The organism is Streptomyces sp. NPDC047974, assembly GCF_040653375.1.
Classification (GTDB): Bacteria; Actinomycetota; Actinomycetes; order Streptomycetales; family Streptomycetaceae; genus Streptomyces.
Genome location: NZ_JBEZNU010000036.1, coordinates 19,262 through 40,639, shown reverse-complemented (window position 1 = coordinate 40,639; position 21,378 = coordinate 19,262). Strand labels below are relative to the sequence as shown.

The following is a 21,378-nucleotide window of genomic DNA, read 5'->3' as shown; positions in this document are numbered from 1 at the left end:
CCCATGCGGTGGATCCGATATCCGGGATCGTGGACCCGATGCCCCACCGTAGCGCGCGCGGCGGCGCGGGGTTGACGGGTCGTCGAGCCGCACCCTTACGGGGCACGGAACCCGGGGTTCCAGGGTGGGGTCAACTGCCGGTGCCGGTACGTCCCCAGTCGGGGCCGACGGCCGCCCAGGCGCGGTCCAGGCGCGCGTACCGACGGGAGCACAGACGGCGCATGACCAGCCGTCGGACCAGCTCGACGCCGACCCCGGCGAGGACGGCCGCCATCAGGCCGACGAGGACCGCGTGGGCGCGGGCCGTGTCGCGGGCCAGGGGCGCGGCGACGGGCCGGCCGTCCCGGTCGGTCCAGAGGGAGAAGGCGTCGCCGGGCGCGGAGCTGGCCCGGGAGGTGGTGACGGTACCGGTGCGGGAGGTGCCGTCGGGGGCGGTCCACCGGGCCACGACCGCGCGCCGGAAGCGCTGCTCGGCGGCCTGGTCGCCCGACGCGGCGGCGCTCGACGGCTTCGCGGCGGGACGCAGCACATGGGCCGTGGTCTCCACGCGCCCCTGCTGCTGGGCGTGGACCGCGCGCTGGAGCGAGTGCTGCGCCGCGGCACCGGCCGTCCAGCCGGCCACGGGCACCGCCAGGCACAGCGCGAGGGCGGCCACGAGCGCCACCCACGCCTCGACCAGGTCCGTCGTGCGGCGCAGGGGATTGTGCCGCCAGCGCCAGAGTCCGGTGACTGCGCGCATGTGCCGGAACCCCCTCGTTCGTCGGTCCTCCGACGAGTCTGCCCTCGGGGCGCGCGGTTCGCCTGTCGAGCGGGGAGGGGGAAGGGAGGAGGGGGAGGGAGGGGGACGGCGGTCAGTCGAGGATCTTCACCGGATCGCCGACGCGGACGGTGCCGCGCTGTTCGGGGACGAGGTTCTGGCCGAAGACGAGCTTGCCGTTCAGCTTGCGGTGTCGGCCGAGGGTCCGCAGCGGTTCCTTGCCGCGCGCCGCGGTCGTCTGGTCGGTGGTGGTCACGACGCACCGCCCGCACGGCTTGGCGACCCGGAAGGTCACGTCGCCGACGGCGAGCCGGGTCCAGCCGTCCTCCGCCCACGGCTCGGTGCCGTCGACGACGAGGTTGGGCCGGAAGCGGCTCATGGGCAGCGGGCCCTCGTGGGCGTGGTCGCCCTCGCCGATCAGCGCGTTGAGGGCGTCGAGGGAGGCGCTGGAGGCGACGAGGAGCGGGTAGCCGTCGGCGAGGCTGACGGTCTCGCCGGGGAGTGCGTACGCCGGGTCGATCGGGCGCCGGTGCTCGGGCGCGTCCAGGTGCACGAGGCGCGCGTCGGTCTCCAGGTAGGCGGAGAACCAGGCGGCGGCCGGTTCGCCGGCGGGCACCGTCTCCACGTCCTTGTCGAAGAGGTTCGTGGTCAGCGTGGCCGAGGGCTCCGGCACCGGGACCACCAGCGGTTCGCGTCCGGGCGCGGTCAGCCGCAGGCCGCCGTCCGGGAGGGGCTCGGCGGCGGCGAGGGCGAGCAGGGGGTGACGGCGCTGGGTCATGACGGTGCCGGTGGCGTCGACGACCGCCCAGCGGCGGTCGTGCGCGAGGCCCCAGGGCTGCACCTCCGCCTCCGCGCGGTCGAGCGCGCGCAGGGCTTTCACCGGATGGACGTGGACGGAGCGGAGGACGGGATCAGCCATGGGCTCATCCTGCCAGCCGCTCCGCCCCCGCCGTGACCGGAGCCGCGCGTGCCGTCAGTAACCGCCGCCCTGGTAGGGGCGGTTGTACGGGTCGTGGTACTGCGCGGGGGCCGGGACCGGCGCCGGTGCGGGGCGCGGGGCGGCCGGGCGCATCGCCTCGTAGCCGGGGGCGACGGGCCGGGCCGGCTGCGGGACCGGTCCGCCCGGGTAGCCGCGCGGCGGCATGGGCTGCTGCGGGATGTACGGCGTCGGCGCCGGCTGGAGCGGCGCGGGCGCCGTCATCTGCGGGGCCGGCTGCGGATAGCCGTAACCGCCGCCGAGGTAGCCGGGCGCCGGCTGGGGGGACGGCGCCGCCGGGAGGGCGGGAAGGGCCGCCGGGAGCGCCGGCAGGTAGGAGCCGGTCGGCGCGGGCGCCGGATAGCCGACGGGGGCCTCGTACGCGGCGGGCACTCGGATCGGGGCGATCTGAGGCGTGCCCCGCTCCGCGACCAGGGAGTCGTAGATAGGGGTGTCCGGGAAGGACGGCGCGGTGTGGTAACCGCCTCCATAGCTGGAGCGGGGGGAGGTCATGGCACATAAGTTAAGCCCACGATCTGCCGATTGGGGAGCCTGCTCAACGGCTTCTTTGACGGGCTTCCGGCGGCCGTGGATCCCCAACCAGAGCGAACTCGTAGAAAACGGGCACGCCGCTGTCCCATGATCGCGTAAAACCCGAGTTGAGAGGGGGTTACCGCCGGGTCGGGCCGCAAGGCGCCGACGACTCCGTCCGGTATGAAGAACGGATAAAGAAAAGGCGTCCGGAAGGAGTGGGAGAAGCGATCTTGGGTAAGTCGAATCGTCAATCCGATGCCGAACGGCGAGACGCGCACACGCCGAATTCGCCGCGTTACTCCCCGTGGCGGGGAGTGAATTCCCCGCCCTCCGTCGCCGTCCGGCCCCCGGAGTAGACCCGGCCCTTCCACGCCCCGCCCCGCCCGCGGTAGTGCCGCACCGCCGAATCCACCGTCATCAGCAGATAGAGGAAGGCGGTGAACGGCAGCAGCGGCGCCGTCCACACCGGCTGGCGGTAGTAACGGAGCATCGGCACGTACGTCCCCGTCATCACCGCCCAGGCCGCCCCGCCCGCCCATGCCGCCGGCGCGTCCCCCGACACCAGCCCCGCCACGCACGCGGCCGGCGGAACCAGATAGACGAGCACGAGCCCGGCGACCGTCCCGAGCAGCAGCGGCGGGCTGTAGCGCAGCTGGGCGTACGCGCTCCGCGTCACCATCCGCCACAGCTCCCCGAGCCCCGGGTACGGGCGCACCGAGTCGACCCGCTCGGCGAGCCCCAGCCAGATCCGGCCCCCCGCCGCCCGCACCGCCCGCGCCAGCGACACGTCGTCGATCACCGCCGTACGGATCGCGTCCGGCACCCCGGCCGCCACGGCGGTCTCCGTCCGCAGCAGCACGCACCCCCCGGCCGCCGCCGTCGCCCGCGGCCGGGCCGCGTTGATCCGGCGGAAGGGGTAGAGCTGGGCGAAGAAGTAGACGAAGGCCGGGACCACGAGGCGCTCCCAGAGACTCGTGACCCGCAGCCGGGCCATCTGCGAGACCAGGTCCCGGCCGTCGTCCCGCGCCGCGGCCACCAGCCGCCGCAGGCTGTCGGGTTCATGGGCGATGTCCGCGTCCGTGAGGAGCAGGAACTCCGGCCCACGCGCGCGTGCCAGCGCCATCCCGTGCCGCAGCGCCCACAGCTTCCCCGTCCATCCCGGCCCGGGCTCGCCCGGCGACACCACCGTGAGCGGCAGCCCGTCGTGCCGCGCGGCCAGCTCTGCGGCTAGCCGGCCCGTGCCGTCCGTGCTGCCGTCGTCCACCAGGATCACCTCGGCCCGGCCCGGATAGTCCTGGGCCAGGAGCGACGGCAGGCTCAGCGGCAGCACCCCGGCCTCGTCCCGCGCGGGCACCACCACCACGACGCCGGGCCACACCTCCGCCCTCCCGTCCGCCCGCCTCCCGTCCGCCCGCCTCCCGTCCGCCCGCCTCCCGTCCGCGTCCGCCCTCCCGTCCGCGTCCGCCCGCCTTCCGTCCGCCCGTACGCGCGCGCGGCCCCCGCCGCGGCCGGTCTTCGGCAGGCGCTGGTCGGTACGCCAGAAGAAGCCCTGTCCGAGCAGGAGCCAGACCCAGACGACCAGGGAGACGGAAGCGAACCAGGCGAGAGGGCTCATTTGCCGCAGTCTGCCCCAGAACGCCGGGCGCGGCGGGCCCATCGGCTAGGGTGACCGGGTGAAGATCGCGCTCATGGACTCCGGAATCGGCCTCCTCCCGGCGGCCGCCGCGGTGCGCCGGCTCCGCCCGGACGCCGAGCTGCTGCTCTCCAACGACCCCGACGGCATGCCGTGGGGACCGCGTACCCCCGAGGACCTCACCGGACGCGCCCTCGCCGTCGCCCGCGCCGCCGCCGCCCACCGGCCCGACGCCCTGATCGTGGCCTGCAACACCGCGACCGTCCACGCCCTGCCCGCGCTGCGCGCCGCCCTCGAACCGGTCATCCCGGTCGTCGGCACCGTCCCCGCGATCAAGCCGGCCGCCGCGGCCGGCGGCAAGGTCGCCATCTGGGCGACCCCCGCCACCACCGGCAGCGCCTACCAGCGCGGACTCATCCGTGAGTTCGCCGGGGGCGCCGAGGTCACCGAGGTGCCCTGCCCCGGCCTCGCCGACGCCGTCGAGCACGCCGACCCCGAGGCCGTCGACCGGGCCGTCGCCGCCGCCGCCGCCCTCACCCCGCCGGACATCCGGGCGCTCGTCCTCGGCTGCACCCACTACGAACTCGTCGAAGACCGCATCCTCGCCGCCCTGGCCCCCGGCCGCCGCCCCGGTCTGCCGCCGATCGTCTTCCACGGCTCCGCCGACGCCGTCGCCGCCCAGGCCCTGCGCCGCGTCGGTGCCGCACCGGCCCCGGACGCCGAGCCGACCGGCACCCTCTCCGTCCTGCTCAGCGGCCGCCCCGGCGTCCTCCCGGCCGCCGCCCTCGCCTACGCCGACGGCCGGCTCCTGGCCGCTGCCCCGGCCCCCACCGCCTGACCGCTTCGGGCCCTCGACGGCATCACCCAGGGTCACCGGACGGCTCCCCTCCGACGCGCTGAACCGGGCACCGCTGGGTAGTCTTCCCGGTATGAGGAAGCAATCCGGCCAGGTGCGTGCCGGCGGGCGTCCGCCCGCCGTGTGGACCGGCCGCGCGACGAACCGCTTCCAGTGGATCGCCGCCGTCGCCGGCGCCGCCTTCATGGCGCTCGGGATCACCCTCGCCGTCGAGTCCGCCTGGACCTCCGGCATCGCCGCGCTCGTCATGGCGGTCTTCGGCTGCGTCGCCGCCGGACTCCTCGTCCTCTTCGGCACCCTCGCCTTCGTCCACGTCGAGGTCCGCGTCGACGACCGGGCCATGGAGGTCCGCTGCGGCCACATCGGCGTCCCCCGCCGGACCATCCCGCTCAGCGAGGTCGTCGACGCCGACTACGCGCCCCGGGTCAACCCCCGCCACTGGGGCGGCTGGGGCTACCGCTGGCGCCCCGACCGGGGCACCGCCGTCGTCGTCCGCCGGGGCGAGGGACTGGTCCTCCGCCTCGCCGACGGACGGACCTTCACCGTCACTGTCGACGGCGCCGAGGGAGCGGTCGACTCCATCCGGGGCCGCCTCGGCCACCCGGCCCCGCCCCAGACGCACGCCGGCGCCTGACCGGCACGCGCGCGGACGGGTGGGACGCTCCCGTGGGGCCCGGCGTCGCGCCCGGAGCCGTACGGTGCCGGACCGGGCGTCAACAGGCACGGCACGTACACTCCGCAAGGTGAGCACCACCATCACCCCCGAGGCGGCCGGAGCCGCCGACGACCCGTCCGCGACCGACGACCGGCCGCGCCGTCTCGCCCGGCTCCAGCGGTTCGTCCGCCCCGGAACGGCCCTGCTCTCCGGCGTCCTGCTCTACCTGAGCTTCCCGCCGCGCCCCCTGTGGTGGCTCGCGCTGCCCGCCTTCGCGCTCCTCGGCTGGAGCCTGTACGGGCGCCGCCTCCGCGCCGGCTTCGGCCTCGGCTACCTCGCCGGTCTCGGCTTCCTGCTGCCGCTCCTCGTCTGGACCGGCGAGGAGGTCGGCCCGGTGCCGTGGCTCGCCCTCGCCGCCATCGAGGCGCTGTTCGTCGCCCTCGTCGGTCTCGGCGTCGCCGCCGTCTCCCGGCTGCCCTGGTGGCCGGTCTTCGCCGCCGGGGTGTGGATCCTCGGCGAGGCGGCACGCGCGCGTGTGCCCTTCGGCGGCTTCCCCTGGGGCAAGGTCGCCTTCGGCCAGGCCGACGGGATCTTCCTGCCCCTCGCCGCCGTCGGCGGCACACCGGTGCTCGGCTTCGCCGTCGCCCTCTGCGGCTTCGGCCTCTACGAGGCCGTCCGCCTGGTCCGCCTCCACCGCGCCACCGGCGCCGTCCCGCGCGGACCGCTCGCCGCCGCCGCGCTCTCCGTCCTCGTCCCCGTCACCGGCGCCCTCGCCGCCCTGCCGCTGGTCAGCGACGCCCCCGAGGACGGGACCGCGACCGTCGCCGCCATCCAGGGCAACGTGCCCCGCCTCGGCCTCGACTTCAACTCCCAGCGCCGCCAGGTCCTCGACAACCACGCCGCCCGCACCCGCGAGCTCGCCACCGAGGTGAAGGCCGGGACCAAGCCGCAGCCGGACTTCGTCCTGTGGCCGGAGAACTCCTCCGACATCGACCCCTACGCCAACCCCGACGCCGCCGCCGTCATCGAGGGCGCCGTCGACGCCGTCAAGGCCCCCACGGTCGTCGGCGCCGTGATCGCCCCGCCCACCGGCAAGCTCCGCAACACCCTCATCCAGTGGGAGCCCGGCAAGGGACCCGTCGCCACCTACGACAAGCGGCACGTCCAGCCCTTCGGCGAGTACATCCCCATGCGGTCGGTCGTCCGGCTCTTCAACAGCGACGTCGACCGCGTCGCCCGCGACTTCGGCCCCGGCAGCGAGGTCGGCGTCTTCGACCTCGCCGGCACCAAGGTCGGCCTCGCCACCTGCTACGAGGCCGCCTTCGACTGGGCCGTCCGCGACACCGTCACCCACGGGGCGCAGCTGCTCACCGTCCCCAGCAACAACGCCACCTTCGGCCGCAGCGAGATGACCTACCAGCAGCTCGCCATGTCCCGCGTCCGGGCCGTGGAGCACAGCCGCGCCGTCGTCGTCCCGGTCACCAGCGGCGTCAGCGCCGTCATCCGCCCCGACGGCGAGATCGTCTCGCAGACCGCGATGTTCACCCCGGACTACCTGGTCGAGGAGGTCCCCCTGCGCTCCACGCAGACCCCCGCGACCCGGCTCGGCACCCTTCCCGAGGCCCTGCTCGCCGCCGTCGCGGCCGCCGGCCTGGGCTGGGCCGCCGCCCGGGGCGTACGGGCCCGCCGCACGCGCGCCTGATCCCCGGGACCCGTCCGGAAAGATGATCTAGGGTCGGCCCATGGCTACCCCTGACTTCATCCGTGAACTGCGCAAGACCGCCGGGCACCAGCTGCTCTTCCTGCCCGGGGTCAGCGCCGTCGTCCTCGACGACCGGGGCCGGGTCCTGCTGGGCCGCCGCGCCGACACCGGCGCCTGGGCCGTGATCGGCGGCATCGTCGAGCCCGGCGAGCAGCCCGCGGACTGCGCGGTCCGGGAGGTCGAGGAGGAGACCGGGGTGCGCTGTGTGCCCGAGCGGGTGCTCCTGGTCGAGACCCTGCGCAAGCCCGTCGTCTACCCCAACGGCGACATCTGCCAGTACATGGACGTGACGTTCGCCTGCCGGGCCGTCGGCGGCGAGGCCCGGGTCAACGACGACGAGTCGACCGACGTCGGCTGGTTCGAGATCGGCGCCCTCCCCGAGATGAAGCGTTTCTCCCTGCGCCGGATCGAAAAGGCGCTCGCCGACGAACCCACCTGGTTCCGCGCCGCGTCCGGCGACTGAGGCACGGCCCGGCGGCGCCCGGCACCCGGCGGACGTTGTCCACAGGAGCCGTCCACAGGGGTGGTGCGGGCACACGCCCGCCGGGTATTCCTGTGTCCATGTCCCACGAACACGTCTCCTATCTGGAACTCCTCGCCCGGGGAGCCGCCACGGAGGCTTACGACCGGCCCGTGCTCCTCGCCCGCGCGAGCGGCGCGGGGGCCGAGGTGCTGGCCGGGCTCGAAGAGGCGAAGCAGCTCGCCCTGCGGGTCCGCGCCGACCTGGAGGGCCGGCGGCGGCGCGAGGCGGAGCTGTCCGCGCTCTTCGCCACCGCCCACGACCTCGCGGGACTCCGTGACCTCGACGCCGTGCTCCGCGCCATCGTCCAGCGCGCCCGCGCCCTGCTCGGCACCGAGGTCTCCTATCTGAGCCTCAACGACCCGGTCGCCGGCGACACCTACATGCGGGTCACCGAGGGCTCCGTCTCCGCCCGCTTCCAGCAGGTCCGCCTCGGCATGGGCGAAGGGCTCGGCGGTCTGGTCGCCCAGACCGCCCGCCCCTACGTCACCGCCGACTACTTCGGCGACGACCGCTTCCAGCACACCGGCACCATCGACTCCGCCGTCCGCGACGAGGGCCTGGTCGCCATCCTCGGCGTGCCGCTCAGCCTCGGCAGCCAGGTCATCGGGGTGCTCTTCGCCGCCGACCGCCGCGCCAGGGTCTTCGAGCGCGAGCAGGTCGCCCTCCTCGGCTCCTTCGCCGCCCACGCGGCCGTCGCCATCGACACCGCCAACCTGCTCGCCGAGACCCGCTCCGCCCTCGCCGAGCTGGAGCGGGCCAACGACATCATCCGCGAGCACAGCGCCGTCATCGAGCGCGCCTCCGAGGTCCACGACCGCCTCTCCGAGCTGGTGCTGCGCGGCGGCGGCGTCCACGACGTCGCCGAGGCCGTCTCCGAGGTCCTCGGCGGCACCGTCGACTTCACCGAGACCCCCGCCGGCGGCGCCGCCCGCCGCTCCGGCGGGCACGCGGTCCGCGAGGGCGACGACTGGGTCGCCGCCGTCTCCGCCGGAGGCGAGCACCTCGGCGCCCTCGTCCTGCGCGGCAGACCCGACCTCGACCCCGTCGACCTGCGCACCCTGGAGCGGGCCGCGCTCGTCACCTCCCTGCTGCTGCTCGCCCGCCGCTCGGCCGGCGAGGCCGAACAGCGGGTGCGGGGCGAACTGCTCGACGACCTCCTCGACGCCCCCGACCGCGACCGCCGCCTGCTGCGCGAGCGCGCGGCCCGCCTCCGCACCGACAGCGCCGCCCCGCACGTGGTCCTCGCCGCCCGCATCGACCGCACCGGGCCCGCCGACGACACCGGTCGGCCCGGCCGCGAGAGCGCCGACCGGCAGCGGCTGTGGTCCGCCGCCTCCCATCTCGCCGCCACCCGCGGCGGCCTCGCCTCCGCCCGGGACGGCGGTACGGTCCTCCTGCTGCCGCTGGGCCCCGGCGAGGACGCCGCCGAACTGGCCCGCCAGACCGCCCGCCACCTCGGCGGCACCCTCCGCGAGCCCGTCACCGTCGGGGCCTCGGCCCCCGTCCGGCACCTCCTCGACCACCCGGACCGGGTGGCGGGCGCGTACCAGGAGGCCCGCCGCTGCCTCGACGCCCTCGGACTCCTCCACCGCGCGGGCGAGGGCGCCGCCGCCGAGGACCTCGGCTTCCTCGGCCTGCTGCTCGCCGACGGCCGTGACATCGGCGGCTTCGTGGAGCGCACGATCGGCCAGGTCGTCGCCTACGACCGGCGGCGCGGCACCGATCTGGTGCGCACCCTCGACGCCTACTTCGCCAGTGGCATGAGCCCGGCCCGCACCAAGGACGACCTGCACGTCCACGTGAACACCGTGGCCCAGCGCCTGGAGCGGGTGGGCCGGCTCCTCGGCCCGGACTGGCAGGCGCCCTCCCGCGCCCTGGAGATACAGCTGGCGCTCCGCCTGCACGCCCTCTCCTCGGCCGTCTCCCGCGCCTGACCGCCCGCCCGCCGCCCCCGGAGTGGCCGGTACTGCTCCCGGACGGCCGTGCGAGCGCTCGCCCGTCGGGCGGAAGCCGGGGCGGTGGCCGTGCCCTCCCCGTCCGTCCGCTGTTCTCACCCGGAGATCAAAGATCGTTTCGACGGTGGGAGAGGGACGGCGCATGCTGCGGGACGGGGAAGGCGGTCGGCGTAGGTGAGCCTGTCCGAGGAGACCGGTACGAGGGCGCCGTCCGCGCCCGCCGACGCCGCCCGCACCGCCCGCGCCGTGGCCGGGGCACTGCTCGACCGCACGCTCGACGCCCTGCCCGGCGAGGACCGGGACCGCCCCGCCTGGACCGTCGGCGGCGCCGGACCCGTCGGCATCGACGCCGGCGACGAGCGGGCCGCCCAGGCCGCCTGCGGCCTCATGCACGTGCACGGCCGGGCCACCGGCGCCCCCGCGCCCCTCGCCGCGGAGTACGTCTCCGCCGTCACCGGCGTGCTCGCCGCCCAGGGCGTCACGGCCGCCCTGTTCGCCCGCGCCCAGGGCCGCCCGCCGCTGCGCACCGGCACCTCCCTCGCCCAGGGGGCGCTCCTCACGGTCACCCAGTACCTCGCCGCCGCCACCGCGCCCGAGGACGCCCCGCCGTCCGGCGGCCCGCCCGGACTCGCCACGCTCGTCACACGCGACGGCGCGCGCGTCGAGATCGAGACGCTCGACCCCGACGCCTGGGCCGGATTCTGGAGTCGCCTGGGCGTTCCCCCGCGTACGGCGGGCCGCGGCTGGCTGCCCTTCCAGTCCCGCTTCGGGACGGCGGTCTGCCCCCTCCCTCCGGAGCTCCGCGCCGCCGTCCTGGCCCTGCCCCTGGAGGCCGTCCGCCGCGCGGGCGCCGCCCACGGCGTGTCCGTCGCCGAGGTCGGCGAGTCCACGGCACCCCCGCCGGGCCTCACCCCCTGGACGCTGGAACCCGCCCCCCACGCACCCCACCGCCCCCCGGCCGCCATCCCGCTCGGCGGGGACGCCCCGCCGCTGGCAGGGGTGCGGATCGTCGAATCGGCCCGTCGCGTCCAGGGCCCGATGGCCGGACACGTCCTGCGGATGCTCGGCGCCGAGGTCGTCCGCGTGGAACCGCCGGGCGGCGACCCCCTGCGCCACCTGCCGCCGGTCGCCGCCGGCTGCTCGGTCCGGTTCTCCGCGCTCAACCACGGCAAGGCCGTCGTCGAGGCCGACCTGACCACCCCCCGGGGCCGGGACGCCGTCGCCGGACTCGCCGCCGACGCCGATGTCTTCCTGCACAACTGGGCCCCCGGCAAGGACCGCGCCCTCGGCCTGGACGCCGACGCGCTGCACGCCCGCCACCCCCGCCTGGTGTACGCCTCCGCCTCCGGGTTCGGCACCGCCCTCGGACCCGTCCCGCCGATCGGCACCGACTACCTCGCCCAGGTCCACGGCGGCCTCGCCGCCGCCCTGCGCCCCTCGGCGGAGCCCCCGGCCCCCTCCCTGATGACCGTCACCGACGTCCTCGGCGGCCTGGTCCTGGCCCAGGCCGTCCTCGCCGGTCTCCTCGCCCGCGAGCGGACCCGCCGCGGCGCCCGCGTGCACTCCTCGCTGCTCTCCGCCGCCGCGCTGGTGCCCCGGGCCGGCCACCGGGTCGCCCTCTCCCCGCTCGACCACCCGCTGCCCACCGCCGACGGACTGCTCTACCTGGGCGCCCGGGCCCGCTCCAGGCCCGCGGAGCTCGCCCGGGCCCTGGGTGCCACCGGGGCAGGCACGGTGGGGGAGCGGCTGCGGAGCCGGACGACGGAGGCCTGGCTGGCCGAGCTCCGCGCCGCCGGACTGCCGTCGGTCGCCGTCCGCACCGACCTCGCCGCCCTCGCCGCCGACCCGGCCTTCGCCCGCGCCGTCCTCCCGCCGGACGAGCACCTCCCGTACGCCCGTCCGGCCGCGCCCTGGACCTTCACCGAGGATCCCTCCGCGTGAGACGCCGCCGCCCGACCCCCGGCGTACCGGCGCCCACGCCGGCCCGTACGCACTGACCCCACGCTCGTACGCGCGTCGCGCCGAGGCCCCACGCGCGACCCGAACCCACCCCGGAAGGCAGAACACCGATGACCGCGACGACCGCCGTGCGGGAGACCCCCTGGCGTTCCCGCAACGGCCTGGAGCTGCCCGACCGGGTGCCGCGCGCCGACCGCGAGGCGTGGGCGGCCCGGGGGCTGTGCCCCGACGCCGACCTCTTCACCCTCTTCCGGCGCAACGCCCTCGCCTTCCCCGACCGCGAGGCGGTCGTGGACGACCGGGGCAGCCTCACCTACGGCGAGCTGTACGCCGAAGTACTGCGCGTCGCGGGCCTGTTCGCGGAGGCCGGGCTCGGCGCCCGGGACGTGATCGCGCTGCGACTGCCCAACGGGCGGCTCGCCGCGGCGGCCGAGCTCGCCGTCTACGCCCTCGGCGCGGTCGCCCTGCCGTATCCGCTCGGCGGCGGGGTCCGCGACACCCGAGCGCTCCTGGCCCGCTCCCGGGCGGGCGGAGCCGTCCTCAGCGAACCGCAGGACGCCGAGGCGGCGGCCGAACTGCCCTGGACGCGCGCCGTGTTCCGCACCTCCTCCGGTGCGGACGGCCTGGACCGCGCCGTGCCGCGTACGGCCTACCGGCCGGCGGACCGCCCCGCCGGGCCCGGCGCGCCGGCGCGGTTCCTCGTCTCCTCCGGTTCCGAGGCCGAGCCGAAGCTGGTGGCCTACAGCCACCAGGCGCTGGCCGGGGGCCGGGCCGCCTACGTACGGGCGCTCGCGGGCTTCCCCGCGGAGCCGCCCCGCTTCCTCGTCCTCGTCCCGCTGGCCTCCTCGTACGGTTCGCTCGGCGTCCCGGTGGCGCTCGCCGCGCTCGGGGCGACCCTGATCGTCCGCGAGCGGTTCGACGCCCGCGAGGCGCTCCGGGCGGTCGTCGACCACCGGCCCACCCATGTCTTCGGGGTGCCGACCATGCTGCGGCGGATGGCTGACCTGCCCCGGCTGCCCGGGGAGTCCGCCTCGGGGCTGCGGGCCGTCGTCTCCAGCGGCGCCGCGCTGCCCGCCTCCACCGCGACCGCCTGCCGGGAACGCTTCGGCGTGCCGGTCGTCACCGTCTACGGCTCGTCCGACGGCGTCAACTGCCACACCGTCACGCCGTCCGGGGACACCGCCGGCACCCCCGACCCCGCCGTGGCCGAGCTCAGGATCGTCCGGCCGGACGGCACGCCCGCCGCCGTGGGCGAGCCGGGGGAGATCCAGGCCAAGGGGCCGATGACGCCGCTGTGTTACGTGGACGCGCCCGAACTCGACGCCCGCTACCGCACCGCGACGGGCTGGGTCCGCTCCGGGGACCTCGGGGCGCTGGACGGGGCGGGGCGGCTGAGGGTTCTCGGCCGGCTCAAGAACGTGGTGATCAGGGGCGGTTACACGATCAGCCCCGCCGAGGTGGAACGGGAACTGGGCGCCGACCCCCTGCTCGCGGAGGCGGTCTGCGTGCCCGTGCCCGACGAGGAGTTCGGCGAGCGGCTGTGCGCTGCCGTACGCCCGGTCCCGGGGGCGCCCGCGCCGGACCTGGGGACCGTGACCGCGCACCTCGCGGCCCGGGGCCTGGAGCGCCGCAAGTTCCCCGAGTACCTCCTGGTGCTCGACCGGATGCCGCTGCGGCCCACCGGCAAGGTCTGCCGGCGCACCGTCACGGCCTGGGCCGTGGACGCCCTGGGCGGCGCCACACCGGCCGGCACGACGGTGCGCGTCGACTTGAAGGCAGAAGATGTCACTCATGCGGGCGAACTCGTGCATTGATTGCGCAACAGCCCGGAATTGCATGCAATCCTGTTACTGCAAACGGAATCTTTGATTCAACTTCTCTTGCCGGGAAGTGAATCGCGGGGGGACGAATGTTCACAGAAGTCGCCGTGGTCGGTCTCGGCTACGTCGGTCTTCCGCTGGCCCGCCGGGCCTGCGAAGCAGGGCTCGTGACCGTCGGCTTCGACGTCGACGCCGAGGTCGTCGAGGGGCTCGGCCGGGGGCGCTCGCACATCGAGGACATCCCGGACGAGGACGTCGAGGCGATGCGCGCCGCCGGCTTCCGGGCCTCCACGGACCCCGCCGTCCTCGCCGGCGCCCACACCGTCGTCGTCTGCGTGCCCACCGGGCTCACCGAGACCGGCGAGCCCGACCTTTTACCGCTGACGACGGCCGTCCGCACGGTCGCCCGCCACCTGGAACCCGGCGTGCTCGTCTGCGTCGAGTCCACCAGCCACCCGGGCACCACGGAGGAGATCGTCCGGCCCCTCCTCGAAGCGCACGGACTGCGCGTCGGCGAGGACTTCCACCTCGCGTACTCCCCCGAGCGCATCGACCCCGGCAACCGCCACTACGGCCTGCGCACCACGCCCAAGGTCGTCAGCGGCTGCACCAAGCTCTGCGCCAAGCACGCCACCGCCTTCTACGAGCGGCTCGTCGACGAGGTCGTCGTCGCCGCCGGGACGCGGGAGGCGGAGATGGCCAAGCTCCTGGAGAACGCCTACCGGTACGTCAACATCGCCCTGGTCGACGAGGTCGCCCTCTACTGCGACCGGGTCGGCATCGACATCTGGGACGTGCTGCGCTGCGCGGACACCAAGCCCTTCGGCTTCACCGCCTTCCGGCCGGGCCCCGGCGTCGGCGGCCACTGCATCCCCGTCGACCCCCGCTATCTGATGACGCACGCGGCCGAACAGGGCTTCACCTTCCACACCCTGGGCGCCGCCCGCGCCGTCCTCGACGCCATGCCGGAACACGTCGCGGGCCGGGCCCGCGACCTGCTCATCGCGGCCGGGAAGGACCCCGCCGGCGCCAGGGTGACCCTGCTCGGCGTCGCCTACAAGGCCGACATCTCCGACACCAGGGAGTCGCCCGCCTACCCCGTGGCCCGGGCGCTGGGCGCGCTCGGCGCCCGGCTCTCCTACCACGATCCGTACGTCGGGCGCTTCGAGGTGGACGGCGTCGCCGTACCCCGACAGCGCTCGCGCGAACAGGCCCTCGCCGACAGCGACCTGGTGGTGCTGCTCCAGGAGCACGCCGAGTACCGGTCCACCGACTGGGACGGCGCGGACTGCCCCGTCCTGGACACCCGGGGGACGGCCGAGGGCAGACGCGTGGTGCGGCTCTGACGCCGCCCCACGCCCCACAGACCTCCGGTCCGGCCACGCGCGCGCGTGGCCGGACCGAGGAAAGGCCGTCCGGACGCCTGTCCGAACGGCACCATGAAGAAATCTAAGGAGAAAATCATGACCATCGCCCAGGAGCGTCTCGAGAAGCGTTTCGAGAAGTGGGACGTGAACGGCGACGGTGTGCTGGAGCTCTCGGACTTCACCACCGAGGCCGCCAACATCGCCCGTGCCTTCGGTGAGACCCCGGAGTCGGCGAAGGGCGTCCAGCTCCGCAACGGCTTCACCGAGATGTTCGAGAAGCTCGCCGACAAGGCGGGTGCGTCGGGTCAGATCAACCGCGCGCAGTTCCTCCAGGCCGCCGGTGACGTCGTCAAGGGTGGCCCCGCCACCTTCAACCCGGTCCTCGGCCCGGTCACGAAGGGCATCGTCGCCCTCGCCGACAAGAACAACGACGGCGTCATCGACGAGGCCGAGTTCGCCGCGTGGCTCGGTGCCATCGGCCTCGACGAGCAGGCCGGCCGCGCCGCCTTCCAGCAGATCGACACCGACAAGAGCGGCTCGCTCTCGGAGGACGAGCTGCTCGACGCCGTGCGCCAGTTCCACACCGGTGAGCTCGACGTAGAGCTGCTCGGCTGAGCCCCACCGTGCCGACGGCGGCCGGCCGGCACCCTCTCGGGGGGTGCCGGCCGGCCGTTTCCCTGTCCGTCGCGGCTCAGTCGGCCGGAGCGAAGACCACGGGCGTCTCGGGTACGAGGGCCAGGGAGCGGCCGGTGAGCAGCCGGGGCGCGTGGATCACGATGTTGTAGTGGTTGGGCAGGTGGCAGCCGTCGAAACCGAGCACGGTGCCGACCGGCTCCCCGCCGATGAACACCGTGTCGCCCCGGTCGACGACCCCTCCGGCCTCCAGTTCCACGAAGCCGAGGAAGCCGACCCGGTCCACCCGCGCGCCCGGCGCGTCGGTCCACCGGTCGGTCGTCAGCAGCTCGTGGACCTCGCCCCGGCGGACACAGCGGGCCGCGAACGGCTCCAGGGTCATGCCCCGGTCCGTGCGCTCGTGCAGCAGCACCTTCACCAGCGTCCCGGTCACCGCGCGCTTGGCGCCGTTCTCGTGCCGGCCGGCGTCCAGGGAGGCGGTCGGCAGCGCGGGGGACGCGGTCATCGGGCCGCCTCCGCGGCGTAGACGTCGGCGACCAGTCCGAGCGCGGCCAGGCCGCCCTCGACGGCCCGGGAAGGGTCGGGCAGGTCGCGGAGCCCGGCGACCTCCCTCAGCACGCCCTCGTACTCGTGCCACAGCGACTCCTTGAAGCCCGGCCGGCCGCCCAGCATGTCCGCGGTGAGCTCGGTGCCGTCGCTGAGCCGTACCACGACATCCTTGACCTCCCCGGGGTACGACCAGTCCAGTTCCACGAGGCCGCGCCCGCCCGGACCGGCGAGCTCGACCACGGCCTGCCGGTCGATGCCGGCCCCGTCCCGGGTCACCTTCGCCCCGACCACCTCCAGAGGCGTCTCGCCCAGCAGCAGACGGACGAGGTCGAAGGCGTTGGGGCCGTTGTCGGCGACGCAGCCGCCGCCGCAGCGGGCCGGGTCCAGGTACCAGGTGTCGGTGCCGATGTGCTCCTCGATCCGCTCCAGGTACCGCACCCGTACGGACTCCACCCGCACCGGCGCGTCCGGTGCGGGCAGCCGGCCGAGCAGCGCGAGGACCCGGTCGTTGTAGCGGCGGTGGAAGGCGGTGAGGAGCGGGACGCCGTGCTCCTTGGAGAGCGCGGCGAGGCGGTGGCCGTCCGCGGGGTCCAGGGCGAGCGGCTTCTCCACGCAGACCGGGACGCCGGCCCGCAGCGCGTCGGCGCACACCTCGGCGTGCGCGTGGTTGGGCACGGCGACGACCAGGGCGTCCAGCGGGCCGGCGGCGAGCAGCTCCCGGTGGTCGGTGTGGCAGGCGACCCGGCCGCGGAAGGGGGCCAGGGCCTCCTCGCGCAGGTCGCAGACCGCGGCGACCTCCCATGCGGGCATCGCCTCGGCGGCGGCCACGTAGAAGCGGGAGATCACGCCGAGTCCGGCGATCCCCAGGCGGAGGGGGCGGTCCGCTGCGGGCGTCATCGGTTCTCCTCCGGGGCGAGCGGGAGGCGGAGGCCGAGGGCGGTCAGCTCGGCGTGCAGGGCTGCGGAGAGCGGGACGCCCGTGGCGCGCCGCCGCTCGGCCCGCTCGGCCTCCGGGTGGCCCGGGTAGCGGACCGGCCCCTGGCCGGGCAGCGGCGGGCAGTCGACGATCGTGCCGAACATCTCCCGGGCGTCGTCGTCGAAGCCGTCGCGGAGCACGTGCGGCGCGAGGGCGAGGACGAGGAAGCCGATGTCGTCGTCGCTGCCGCCGGGCCTGCCGTCGCCCTCCAGCGCGGCGGGGGAGGGGCCGGTGGCGGCGCCGGGCAGCACGGCGGCGAGAAGCTCCACGGCGAGGCCGAGGCCGAAGCCCTTGAAGGCGCCGGTCGCGGGGGTGCCGCCGAGCCAGCCCAGCCAGGCCTCGCCCCGGTCGTAGGCGGCGGCGTCCCGCACCGGCCGTCCGGCGTCGTCGGTGAGCCAGCCCTCGGGCGCCTCCCGGCCGTCGCGGGCGGCCGTGCGGATCCGGCCGGTGGGAACGACGGTGGTGCTCATGTCGAGGACGAACGGGCGGCCTTCGAGGGCGGGGGCCGCCACGCTCAGCGGGTTGGTGCCCAGGAGGGCGGTGGCGCCGAGCGGCGGGCGGGCGATGCGCTGGCCGCCGCAGTTCGAGGCGACGACGCCGATCATGCCCCGGTCGGCGGCCCGCTTGGCGTGCACGCCCGCGCAGCCGAAGTGGGTGGCGCCGCGCACCGACACGAGGCCGATGCCGCAGCGGGAGGCGCGCTCCACGGCGAGGTCCATCGCCTCCGACGCGGCCCACAGGCCGAGCGCCCGGCGGTGGTCGAGGACCACGCAGGGGCCCAGGTCGCGCAGGACCAGCGGTTCGGCGGCGGGGTCGGCGCCGCCGGAGCGCAGCAGCGGCCCGTAGAGACGCGCCAGGTTGAACACGCCGTGCGAGTCCATGCCGGTCAGATCGCCGTAGCAGAGCGCCTCGGCGGCGAGTCGGGCCCGGCCCTCGGGGAGGCCGAGCCGGACGAAGCAGGCGGCGGTCTCGTCGAGCAGCGTCTCGTACGCGACCGTCACCTCCCGGCTCTCTCCGGGTGCCGGGCCGGCGCTCCGGGGTACGGCGCCGTCGGGCAGCGTGGACGTCATGCGGTTCCTGCTTTCTCGGTAGGGGCCGGCAGGGCGCGGTGGTCCGCGTCGTGCCGGAGGTCGTCGGCGAAGGCGGTCAGCAGCGCGGCGACGTGGTCCGCGAAGGTCTCCAGGTCGGCGAGGTCGACGAACTCGCCCGGCGCGTGGGCCCCGTTCGCGTCCAGGGAGCCGGGGCCGAACACGGTGGTGTAGGTGGCCTCCGTGCCGTCCAGCCAGATCGCGTCACAGGTGAAGGCGGGCTCGTCGTCGGGCCACCGGGGGATGCCGGCGCGGGCCAGCAGTTCCGCGCCCCAGGCCGGTTGGGGGCCGAGCGCGGGCAGGCCGCGCTTGTCCCAGTCGAGGCGGGTGATCCGGGCCGCGTCGGCGGCCGTCCGCGCGAAGAGGGGGAGGCCGGAGAAGCGGGCGGTGAACTCCCGCAGCCCTTCGTCGAGGGCCCGGGCGAGCGCGCGCTCGGCGGCGGCGCCCGCCTCGGCGGTGGCGTAGGCGAGGTTCAGCAGCAGAGTGCCGGTGCCGTGCACCTTGTTGTGCAGGGTGCCGGTGTGCAGCCCCGCGACGCAGACCGTGGGCGAGGGCCCGCCGGAGGGGGCCGGGCCGAGTGCGCCGGCGAGGTGCTGGGCGAGGAAGCCGAGGAGGACGGTGGCGTTGTGCCCGGCGCCGGGCCGGTCGTCCACGGCGTCCTCGCCGTCGACCGTGACGCGGGCGGTGGCGGCGGCCGTGGCGCGCGGCAGATGGCGCAGCCCGGTCGGTTCGCAGAACACGTTGAGCCGGCCCACGTGGCCCGCCTCCACCAGCGGCCGGGTGCCGAAGGTGCCGAGCGCTCCGCCCTCCTCGCCGGCCACCGCCTGCACGAGGACCGTGACGTCCCGCCCGATCGCCGGGCGGCGCGCGGCGGCCGCCGCGATCCCGGCGAGCAGCGCGACCGCGGGGCCCTTCGCGTCGACGGCGCCCCGGCCGTGGAACCGGGCTCCGTCGAAGGCCGGGGGCGCGTCGCCGGCGACGGTGTCCAGGTGCGCGTTGAACATCACGGTGCGCTCGCGGGGCAGTTCGGGGCCGAGCCGCAGCACGAGGCTCGGCTGGCGCTGCAGGAACGCGGGGTCGGCGGCGACCGCGCGGCGTACCGGCCGGGGGGTGTCCTCGCGCAGCACCGACTCGGGGGCCGGGGAGCCGAGGCGTACCGTCGTGAAGCCGATCCGGGCCGCGGCCGTGGCATAGGCGTGCAGCGCGGCCGTCAGGTGGTGGGGCGCCTCGGGGCCGGTCTCCAGGGGGCCGGCGGTGGGCGTGTGGAGGAGGTGCAGCAGCAGGCCCGTGTCGACGCCGGACGGTTTCCGGGGCCGGTCGGGGTCCGGCGCCGGGGCGGGGACGGCGGGGGCGGGGATCCGCAGGGCGGCCAGGCGGCGGGCGGCCCGGACGAAGGGCACGGCCGGGTCGGTGTCCTCGGCGCGGCGGCCCTCGTGCGGGACCACCGCGAGATGGGGTTCGAGGGAGTACGCGCCCCGGTAGCCGTGCTCCTCCAGGAGCCGTACGCAGTCGGCGACCCGGGCGACTCCCTCGCCGGGCAGCGTGTACTCGGCCTCGCCGGGGCGGTCGCCGGGCAGCGCGTCCTTGACGTGGACGTGGGCGACGTGCGGCAGGAGCCGTTCGAGGAGGGCGTGGCCGTCGTAGCCGTACGGGACGCCGTTGCCGATGTCGAAGAGGAGGCGCAGCGCCGGGCTGTCCACCTCGGCGAGGAGCCGGAGCGCGCGGTCGGCGTCGGAGCCGGCCCAGCCCGCGCAGTTCTCGTGGAGCAGTTCGACGCCGAGCCGCTCCGCCCGGCGGGCGAGCCGGCGCATGCGGCCGATCGCCTCGGCCGCCCACTCCTCCTCGGGCAGCCCGCCGTCCGTCCACGACATGACGCGGAGGCTGCGGCAGCCCAGCACCCTGCCGTGCTCGGCGAGCCGGTCCAGCTCGTCCAGGTCGGCGGAGAAGGGGCCGGTGACCGGGCGGGCCCAGTTGCCGATGCGGGAGTCGAGGCAGACCACGCCGAGCCCGGCCGCCTGCAGCCGCGCCGCCGCCTCCCGTACGGCCTTCGCCGGCAGGTCGGCCAGGGCGGTGCCGTCGAGGCTGCGCAGCTCCAGCGAGGACCAGCCCAACTCTTGTGCGACGGCGATCTGTTCGGTGAGGCCGGGGGCGGCCTCGTCACCGATGCCGGTGATCCGGCCGGTCAGGTCAACGGGCCACGGCACGGCGGTCCTCCTTGTGGAGCTCGCCGGCCGCGTCCGCCGCGCAGCGCCTCTTGGCCGCGTCGAGGATGCGGACCACGTCGGCGTGCAGGGCGAAGTCCGCGCCCCAGGAGGGCTCTTCGGCGGGGACGGTGGCGAAACGGGTGTAGGTCCGGTGCAGGAAGGCCGACAGGGCGTCGTCGCGGAACACCTCGCGGTGCCCGTCGGCCTCCAGCTGGACGTGGTCGTCGGCGTCGCTCGGCGCGAAGTGGCCCACGACGGTGCCGCGTTCGAAGGTGAGGGCGACCCGCCGCTCGCGCACCGGGGCGGTGAGGTCGGAGTGGATCCGGGTGCGCGCCCCGCATCCGTGGAGGAGGTCGAGGACCGCGGAGCCCAGGCCCGGTCGGACCGTCTCCCCGATCCGCAGGTCGGTCAGCCGGGCGCCGGTCGTCTCGGCCGGGCCCGCGAGCGACAGGACCAGGCCCAGGGAGTGCGGCAGCTCCACGTCGAACGCCGTGGGGTGGCCGTCGTCGGGGCGCAGCGAGCGGGTGAAGCGCGGCTTGTGCTGGACGACGTCGATGCGCAGCAGCCGCCCCCGCTCCCCCGAGGCGAGGGGGGCGCGCAGCCGGTCGGCGAGGCCGGAGGCGGGCCAGTGCGCCACCACCGCGACCCGCAGGGCGTGCCGGGTCACCAGCTCGGTGACGGCGGCCAGTTCCGCGGCGTCGGCGGCGAGCGGCTTCTCCACGATCAGGTCGCGGTAGCCGGCGGCGGCCAGCTCGGCGAGGACGGCGAGCCGGGTGGACGGAGGAGTGCAGACGTGGACCACGGCGCGCCCGGGGGGCAGCAGGGCGCGCGCCTCGGCGAGCGTGGCCGTCACGGTGACGCCGTCGGGCACCGGGGCACGCTCGCCGGGCCGGGGGTCGACGGCGACGGCCGGGCCGTGCCAGAGCCCGGGCGAGCGGTCCCGGGCGGTGCGCAGGGCCCGCAGATGCAGCCCGGCGCCGGCCCGGCCCAGTCCGATGATCAGGGGCTGCCTCATACAGTTGTTCCCTTTCGGTGATTCGGGCGGGACGCAGCGAAGAATCTCGCCGTCGCGCGCGACATCGGTCAAGGAAATCGGAGGCATGATCACCGAGAAGTATGAATTTCCATGAGG

18 protein-coding genes are annotated in these 21,378 nt (G+C 75.9%); 9 read left to right on the top strand and 9 right to left on the bottom strand.

Going from position 1 to position 21,378, the window contains the following annotated elements; all coding sequences use genetic code 11:
• Nucleotides 1-130 precede the first annotated feature (130 nt).
• From AB0E19_RS33435 to AB0E19_RS33420, 4 genes are all read right to left on the bottom strand, one after another.
• Entirely contained in the window at nt 131-739 is a 609-nt protein-coding gene (locus tag AB0E19_RS33435; protein ID WP_362187077.1) for a hypothetical protein, read from the bottom strand.
• Between the two features lie 112 nt (nt 740-851).
• On the bottom strand, nt 852-1,676 hold the full coding sequence (locus AB0E19_RS33430) for an MOSC N-terminal beta barrel domain-containing protein (protein WP_362187074.1): 825 nt from the start codon (nt 1,674-1,676) through the stop codon (nt 852-854).
• A 54-nt stretch (nt 1,677-1,730) separates the two neighbouring features.
• Nucleotides 1,731-2,246, bottom strand: a complete 516-nt coding sequence (locus tag AB0E19_RS33425) for a DUF6643 family protein (protein ID WP_362187071.1) — start codon at nt 2,244-2,246, stop codon at nt 1,731-1,733.
• 316 nt (nt 2,247-2,562) lie between these two features.
• Nucleotides 2,563-3,882: a glycosyltransferase gene (locus AB0E19_RS33420; protein WP_362187068.1), complete on the bottom strand. Its 1,320-nt coding sequence runs from the start codon at nt 3,880-3,882 to the stop codon at nt 2,563-2,565.
• A gap of 58 nt (nt 3,883-3,940) precedes the next feature.
• On the opposite strand from AB0E19_RS33420, the gene AB0E19_RS33415 reads away from it, so the two are divergent.
• The 9 genes from AB0E19_RS33415 (at nt 3,941) to AB0E19_RS33375 (ending at nt 15,412) form a co-directional block, all read left to right on the top strand.
• Nucleotides 3,941-4,738: an aspartate/glutamate racemase family protein gene (locus AB0E19_RS33415; RefSeq protein ID WP_362187065.1), complete on the top strand. Its 798-nt coding sequence runs from the start codon at nt 3,941-3,943 to the stop codon at nt 4,736-4,738.
• 91 nt (nt 4,739-4,829) lie between these two features.
• The gene (locus AB0E19_RS33410) at nt 4,830-5,390 is read left to right on the top strand and encodes a hypothetical protein (protein ID WP_362187062.1); all 561 of its coding nucleotides are present in this window, start codon (nt 4,830-4,832) and stop codon (nt 5,388-5,390) included.
• Nucleotides 5,391-5,499: 109 nt separating this feature from the next.
• Entirely contained in the window at nt 5,500-7,113 is a 1,614-nt protein-coding gene (gene lnt, locus AB0E19_RS33405) for an apolipoprotein N-acyltransferase (protein WP_362187059.1), read from the top strand.
• Between the two features lie 40 nt (nt 7,114-7,153).
• Nucleotides 7,154-7,636, top strand: a complete 483-nt coding sequence (locus tag AB0E19_RS33400; protein WP_362187056.1) for an NUDIX domain-containing protein — start codon at nt 7,154-7,156, stop codon at nt 7,634-7,636.
• 98 nt (nt 7,637-7,734) lie between these two features.
• Complete coding sequence (locus tag AB0E19_RS33395; RefSeq protein ID WP_362187053.1) at nt 7,735-9,630, top strand: GAF domain-containing protein; 1,896 nt, start codon at nt 7,735-7,737, stop codon at nt 9,628-9,630.
• Between the two features lie 195 nt (nt 9,631-9,825).
• Nucleotides 9,826-11,592 carry a CoA transferase gene (locus AB0E19_RS33390; protein ID WP_362187050.1) on the top strand — a complete coding sequence of 589 codons (1,767 nt, stop codon included), beginning with the start codon at nt 9,826-9,828 and terminating at the stop codon, nt 11,590-11,592.
• Between the two features lie 128 nt (nt 11,593-11,720).
• Complete coding sequence (locus AB0E19_RS33385; RefSeq protein WP_362187047.1) at nt 11,721-13,424, top strand: class I adenylate-forming enzyme family protein; 1,704 nt, start codon at nt 11,721-11,723, stop codon at nt 13,422-13,424.
• 95 nt (nt 13,425-13,519) lie between these two features.
• Nucleotides 13,520-14,776 carry a nucleotide sugar dehydrogenase gene (locus AB0E19_RS33380; RefSeq protein ID WP_362187044.1) on the top strand — a complete coding sequence of 419 codons (1,257 nt, stop codon included), beginning with the start codon at nt 13,520-13,522 and terminating at the stop codon, nt 14,774-14,776.
• Nucleotides 14,777-14,893: 117 nt separating this feature from the next.
• Complete coding sequence (locus AB0E19_RS33375) at nt 14,894-15,412, top strand: EF-hand domain-containing protein (RefSeq protein ID WP_362187041.1); 519 nt, start codon at nt 14,894-14,896, stop codon at nt 15,410-15,412.
• Between the two features lie 76 nt (nt 15,413-15,488).
• Here the strand turns inward: AB0E19_RS33375 and AB0E19_RS33370 are convergent, their stop codons facing one another.
• From AB0E19_RS33370 to AB0E19_RS33350, 5 genes are read right to left on the bottom strand one after another with little or no spacing between them, the layout of a single operon-like run.
• Nucleotides 15,489-15,935: a hypothetical protein gene (locus tag AB0E19_RS33370; protein ID WP_362187038.1), complete on the bottom strand. Its 447-nt coding sequence runs from the start codon at nt 15,933-15,935 to the stop codon at nt 15,489-15,491.
• Nucleotides 15,932-16,876, bottom strand: coding sequence for a Gfo/Idh/MocA family oxidoreductase (locus AB0E19_RS33365; RefSeq protein ID WP_362187034.1), 945 nt, complete (start codon nt 16,874-16,876; stop codon nt 15,932-15,934). Before AB0E19_RS33365 ends, AB0E19_RS33370 begins: the two co-directional genes overlap by 4 nt.
• Nucleotides 16,873-18,024 (bottom strand): Ldh family oxidoreductase, encoded by a 1,152-nt coding sequence (locus AB0E19_RS33360; protein ID WP_362187031.1) that lies wholly within the window; start codon nt 18,022-18,024, stop codon nt 16,873-16,875. Before AB0E19_RS33360 ends, AB0E19_RS33365 begins: the two co-directional genes overlap by 4 nt.
• Nucleotides 18,021-20,246, bottom strand: a complete 2,226-nt coding sequence (locus tag AB0E19_RS33355) for a M20/M25/M40 family metallo-hydrolase (RefSeq protein ID WP_362187028.1) — start codon at nt 20,244-20,246, stop codon at nt 18,021-18,023. The genes AB0E19_RS33360 and AB0E19_RS33355 overlap by 4 nt, the downstream gene beginning before the upstream one ends.
• Nucleotides 20,230-21,261, bottom strand: a complete 1,032-nt coding sequence (locus tag AB0E19_RS33350; RefSeq protein ID WP_362187025.1) for a Gfo/Idh/MocA family oxidoreductase — start codon at nt 21,259-21,261, stop codon at nt 20,230-20,232. The genes AB0E19_RS33355 and AB0E19_RS33350 overlap by 17 nt, the downstream gene beginning before the upstream one ends.
• Nucleotides 21,262-21,378 lie beyond the last annotated feature (117 nt).

Bases quoted from the DNA above. Each gene is read 5' to 3' on its own strand.
- AB0E19_RS33400 (WP_362187056.1), top strand. From the start codon at position 7,154: ATGGCTACCCCTGACTTCATCCGTGAACTGCGCAAGACCGCCGGGCAC.
- AB0E19_RS33385 (WP_362187047.1), top strand. From the start codon at position 11,721: ATGACCGCGACGACCGCCGTGCGGGAGACCCCCTGGCGTTCCCGCAAC.
- AB0E19_RS33380 (WP_362187044.1), top strand. From the start codon at position 13,520: ATGTTCACAGAAGTCGCCGTGGTCGGTCTCGGCTACGTCGGTCTTCCG.
- AB0E19_RS33350 (WP_362187025.1), bottom strand. From the start codon at position 21,261: ATGAGGCAGCCCCTGATCATCGGACTGGGCCGGGCCGGCGCCGGGCTG.
- AB0E19_RS33365 (WP_362187034.1), bottom strand. From the start codon at position 16,876: ATGACGCCCGCAGCGGACCGCCCCCTCCGCCTGGGGATCGCCGGACTC.
- AB0E19_RS33425 (WP_362187071.1), bottom strand. From the start codon at position 2,246: ATGACCTCCCCCCGCTCCAGCTATGGAGGCGGTTACCACACCGCGCCG.
- AB0E19_RS33370 (WP_362187038.1), bottom strand. From the start codon at position 15,935: ATGACCGCGTCCCCCGCGCTGCCGACCGCCTCCCTGGACGCCGGCCGG.
- AB0E19_RS33435 (WP_362187077.1), bottom strand. From the start codon at position 739: ATGCGCGCAGTCACCGGACTCTGGCGCTGGCGGCACAATCCCCTGCGC.
- AB0E19_RS33430 (WP_362187074.1), bottom strand. From the start codon at position 1,676: ATGGCTGATCCCGTCCTCCGCTCCGTCCACGTCCATCCGGTGAAAGCC.
- AB0E19_RS33395 (WP_362187053.1), top strand. From the start codon at position 7,735: ATGTCCCACGAACACGTCTCCTATCTGGAACTCCTCGCCCGGGGAGCC.
- AB0E19_RS33410 (WP_362187062.1), top strand. From the start codon at position 4,830: ATGAGGAAGCAATCCGGCCAGGTGCGTGCCGGCGGGCGTCCGCCCGCC.
- AB0E19_RS33420 (WP_362187068.1), bottom strand. From the start codon at position 3,882: ATGAGCCCTCTCGCCTGGTTCGCTTCCGTCTCCCTGGTCGTCTGGGTC.
- AB0E19_RS33360 (WP_362187031.1), bottom strand. From the start codon at position 18,024: ATGACGTCCACGCTGCCCGACGGCGCCGTACCCCGGAGCGCCGGCCCG.
- AB0E19_RS33375 (WP_362187041.1), top strand. From the start codon at position 14,894: ATGACCATCGCCCAGGAGCGTCTCGAGAAGCGTTTCGAGAAGTGGGAC.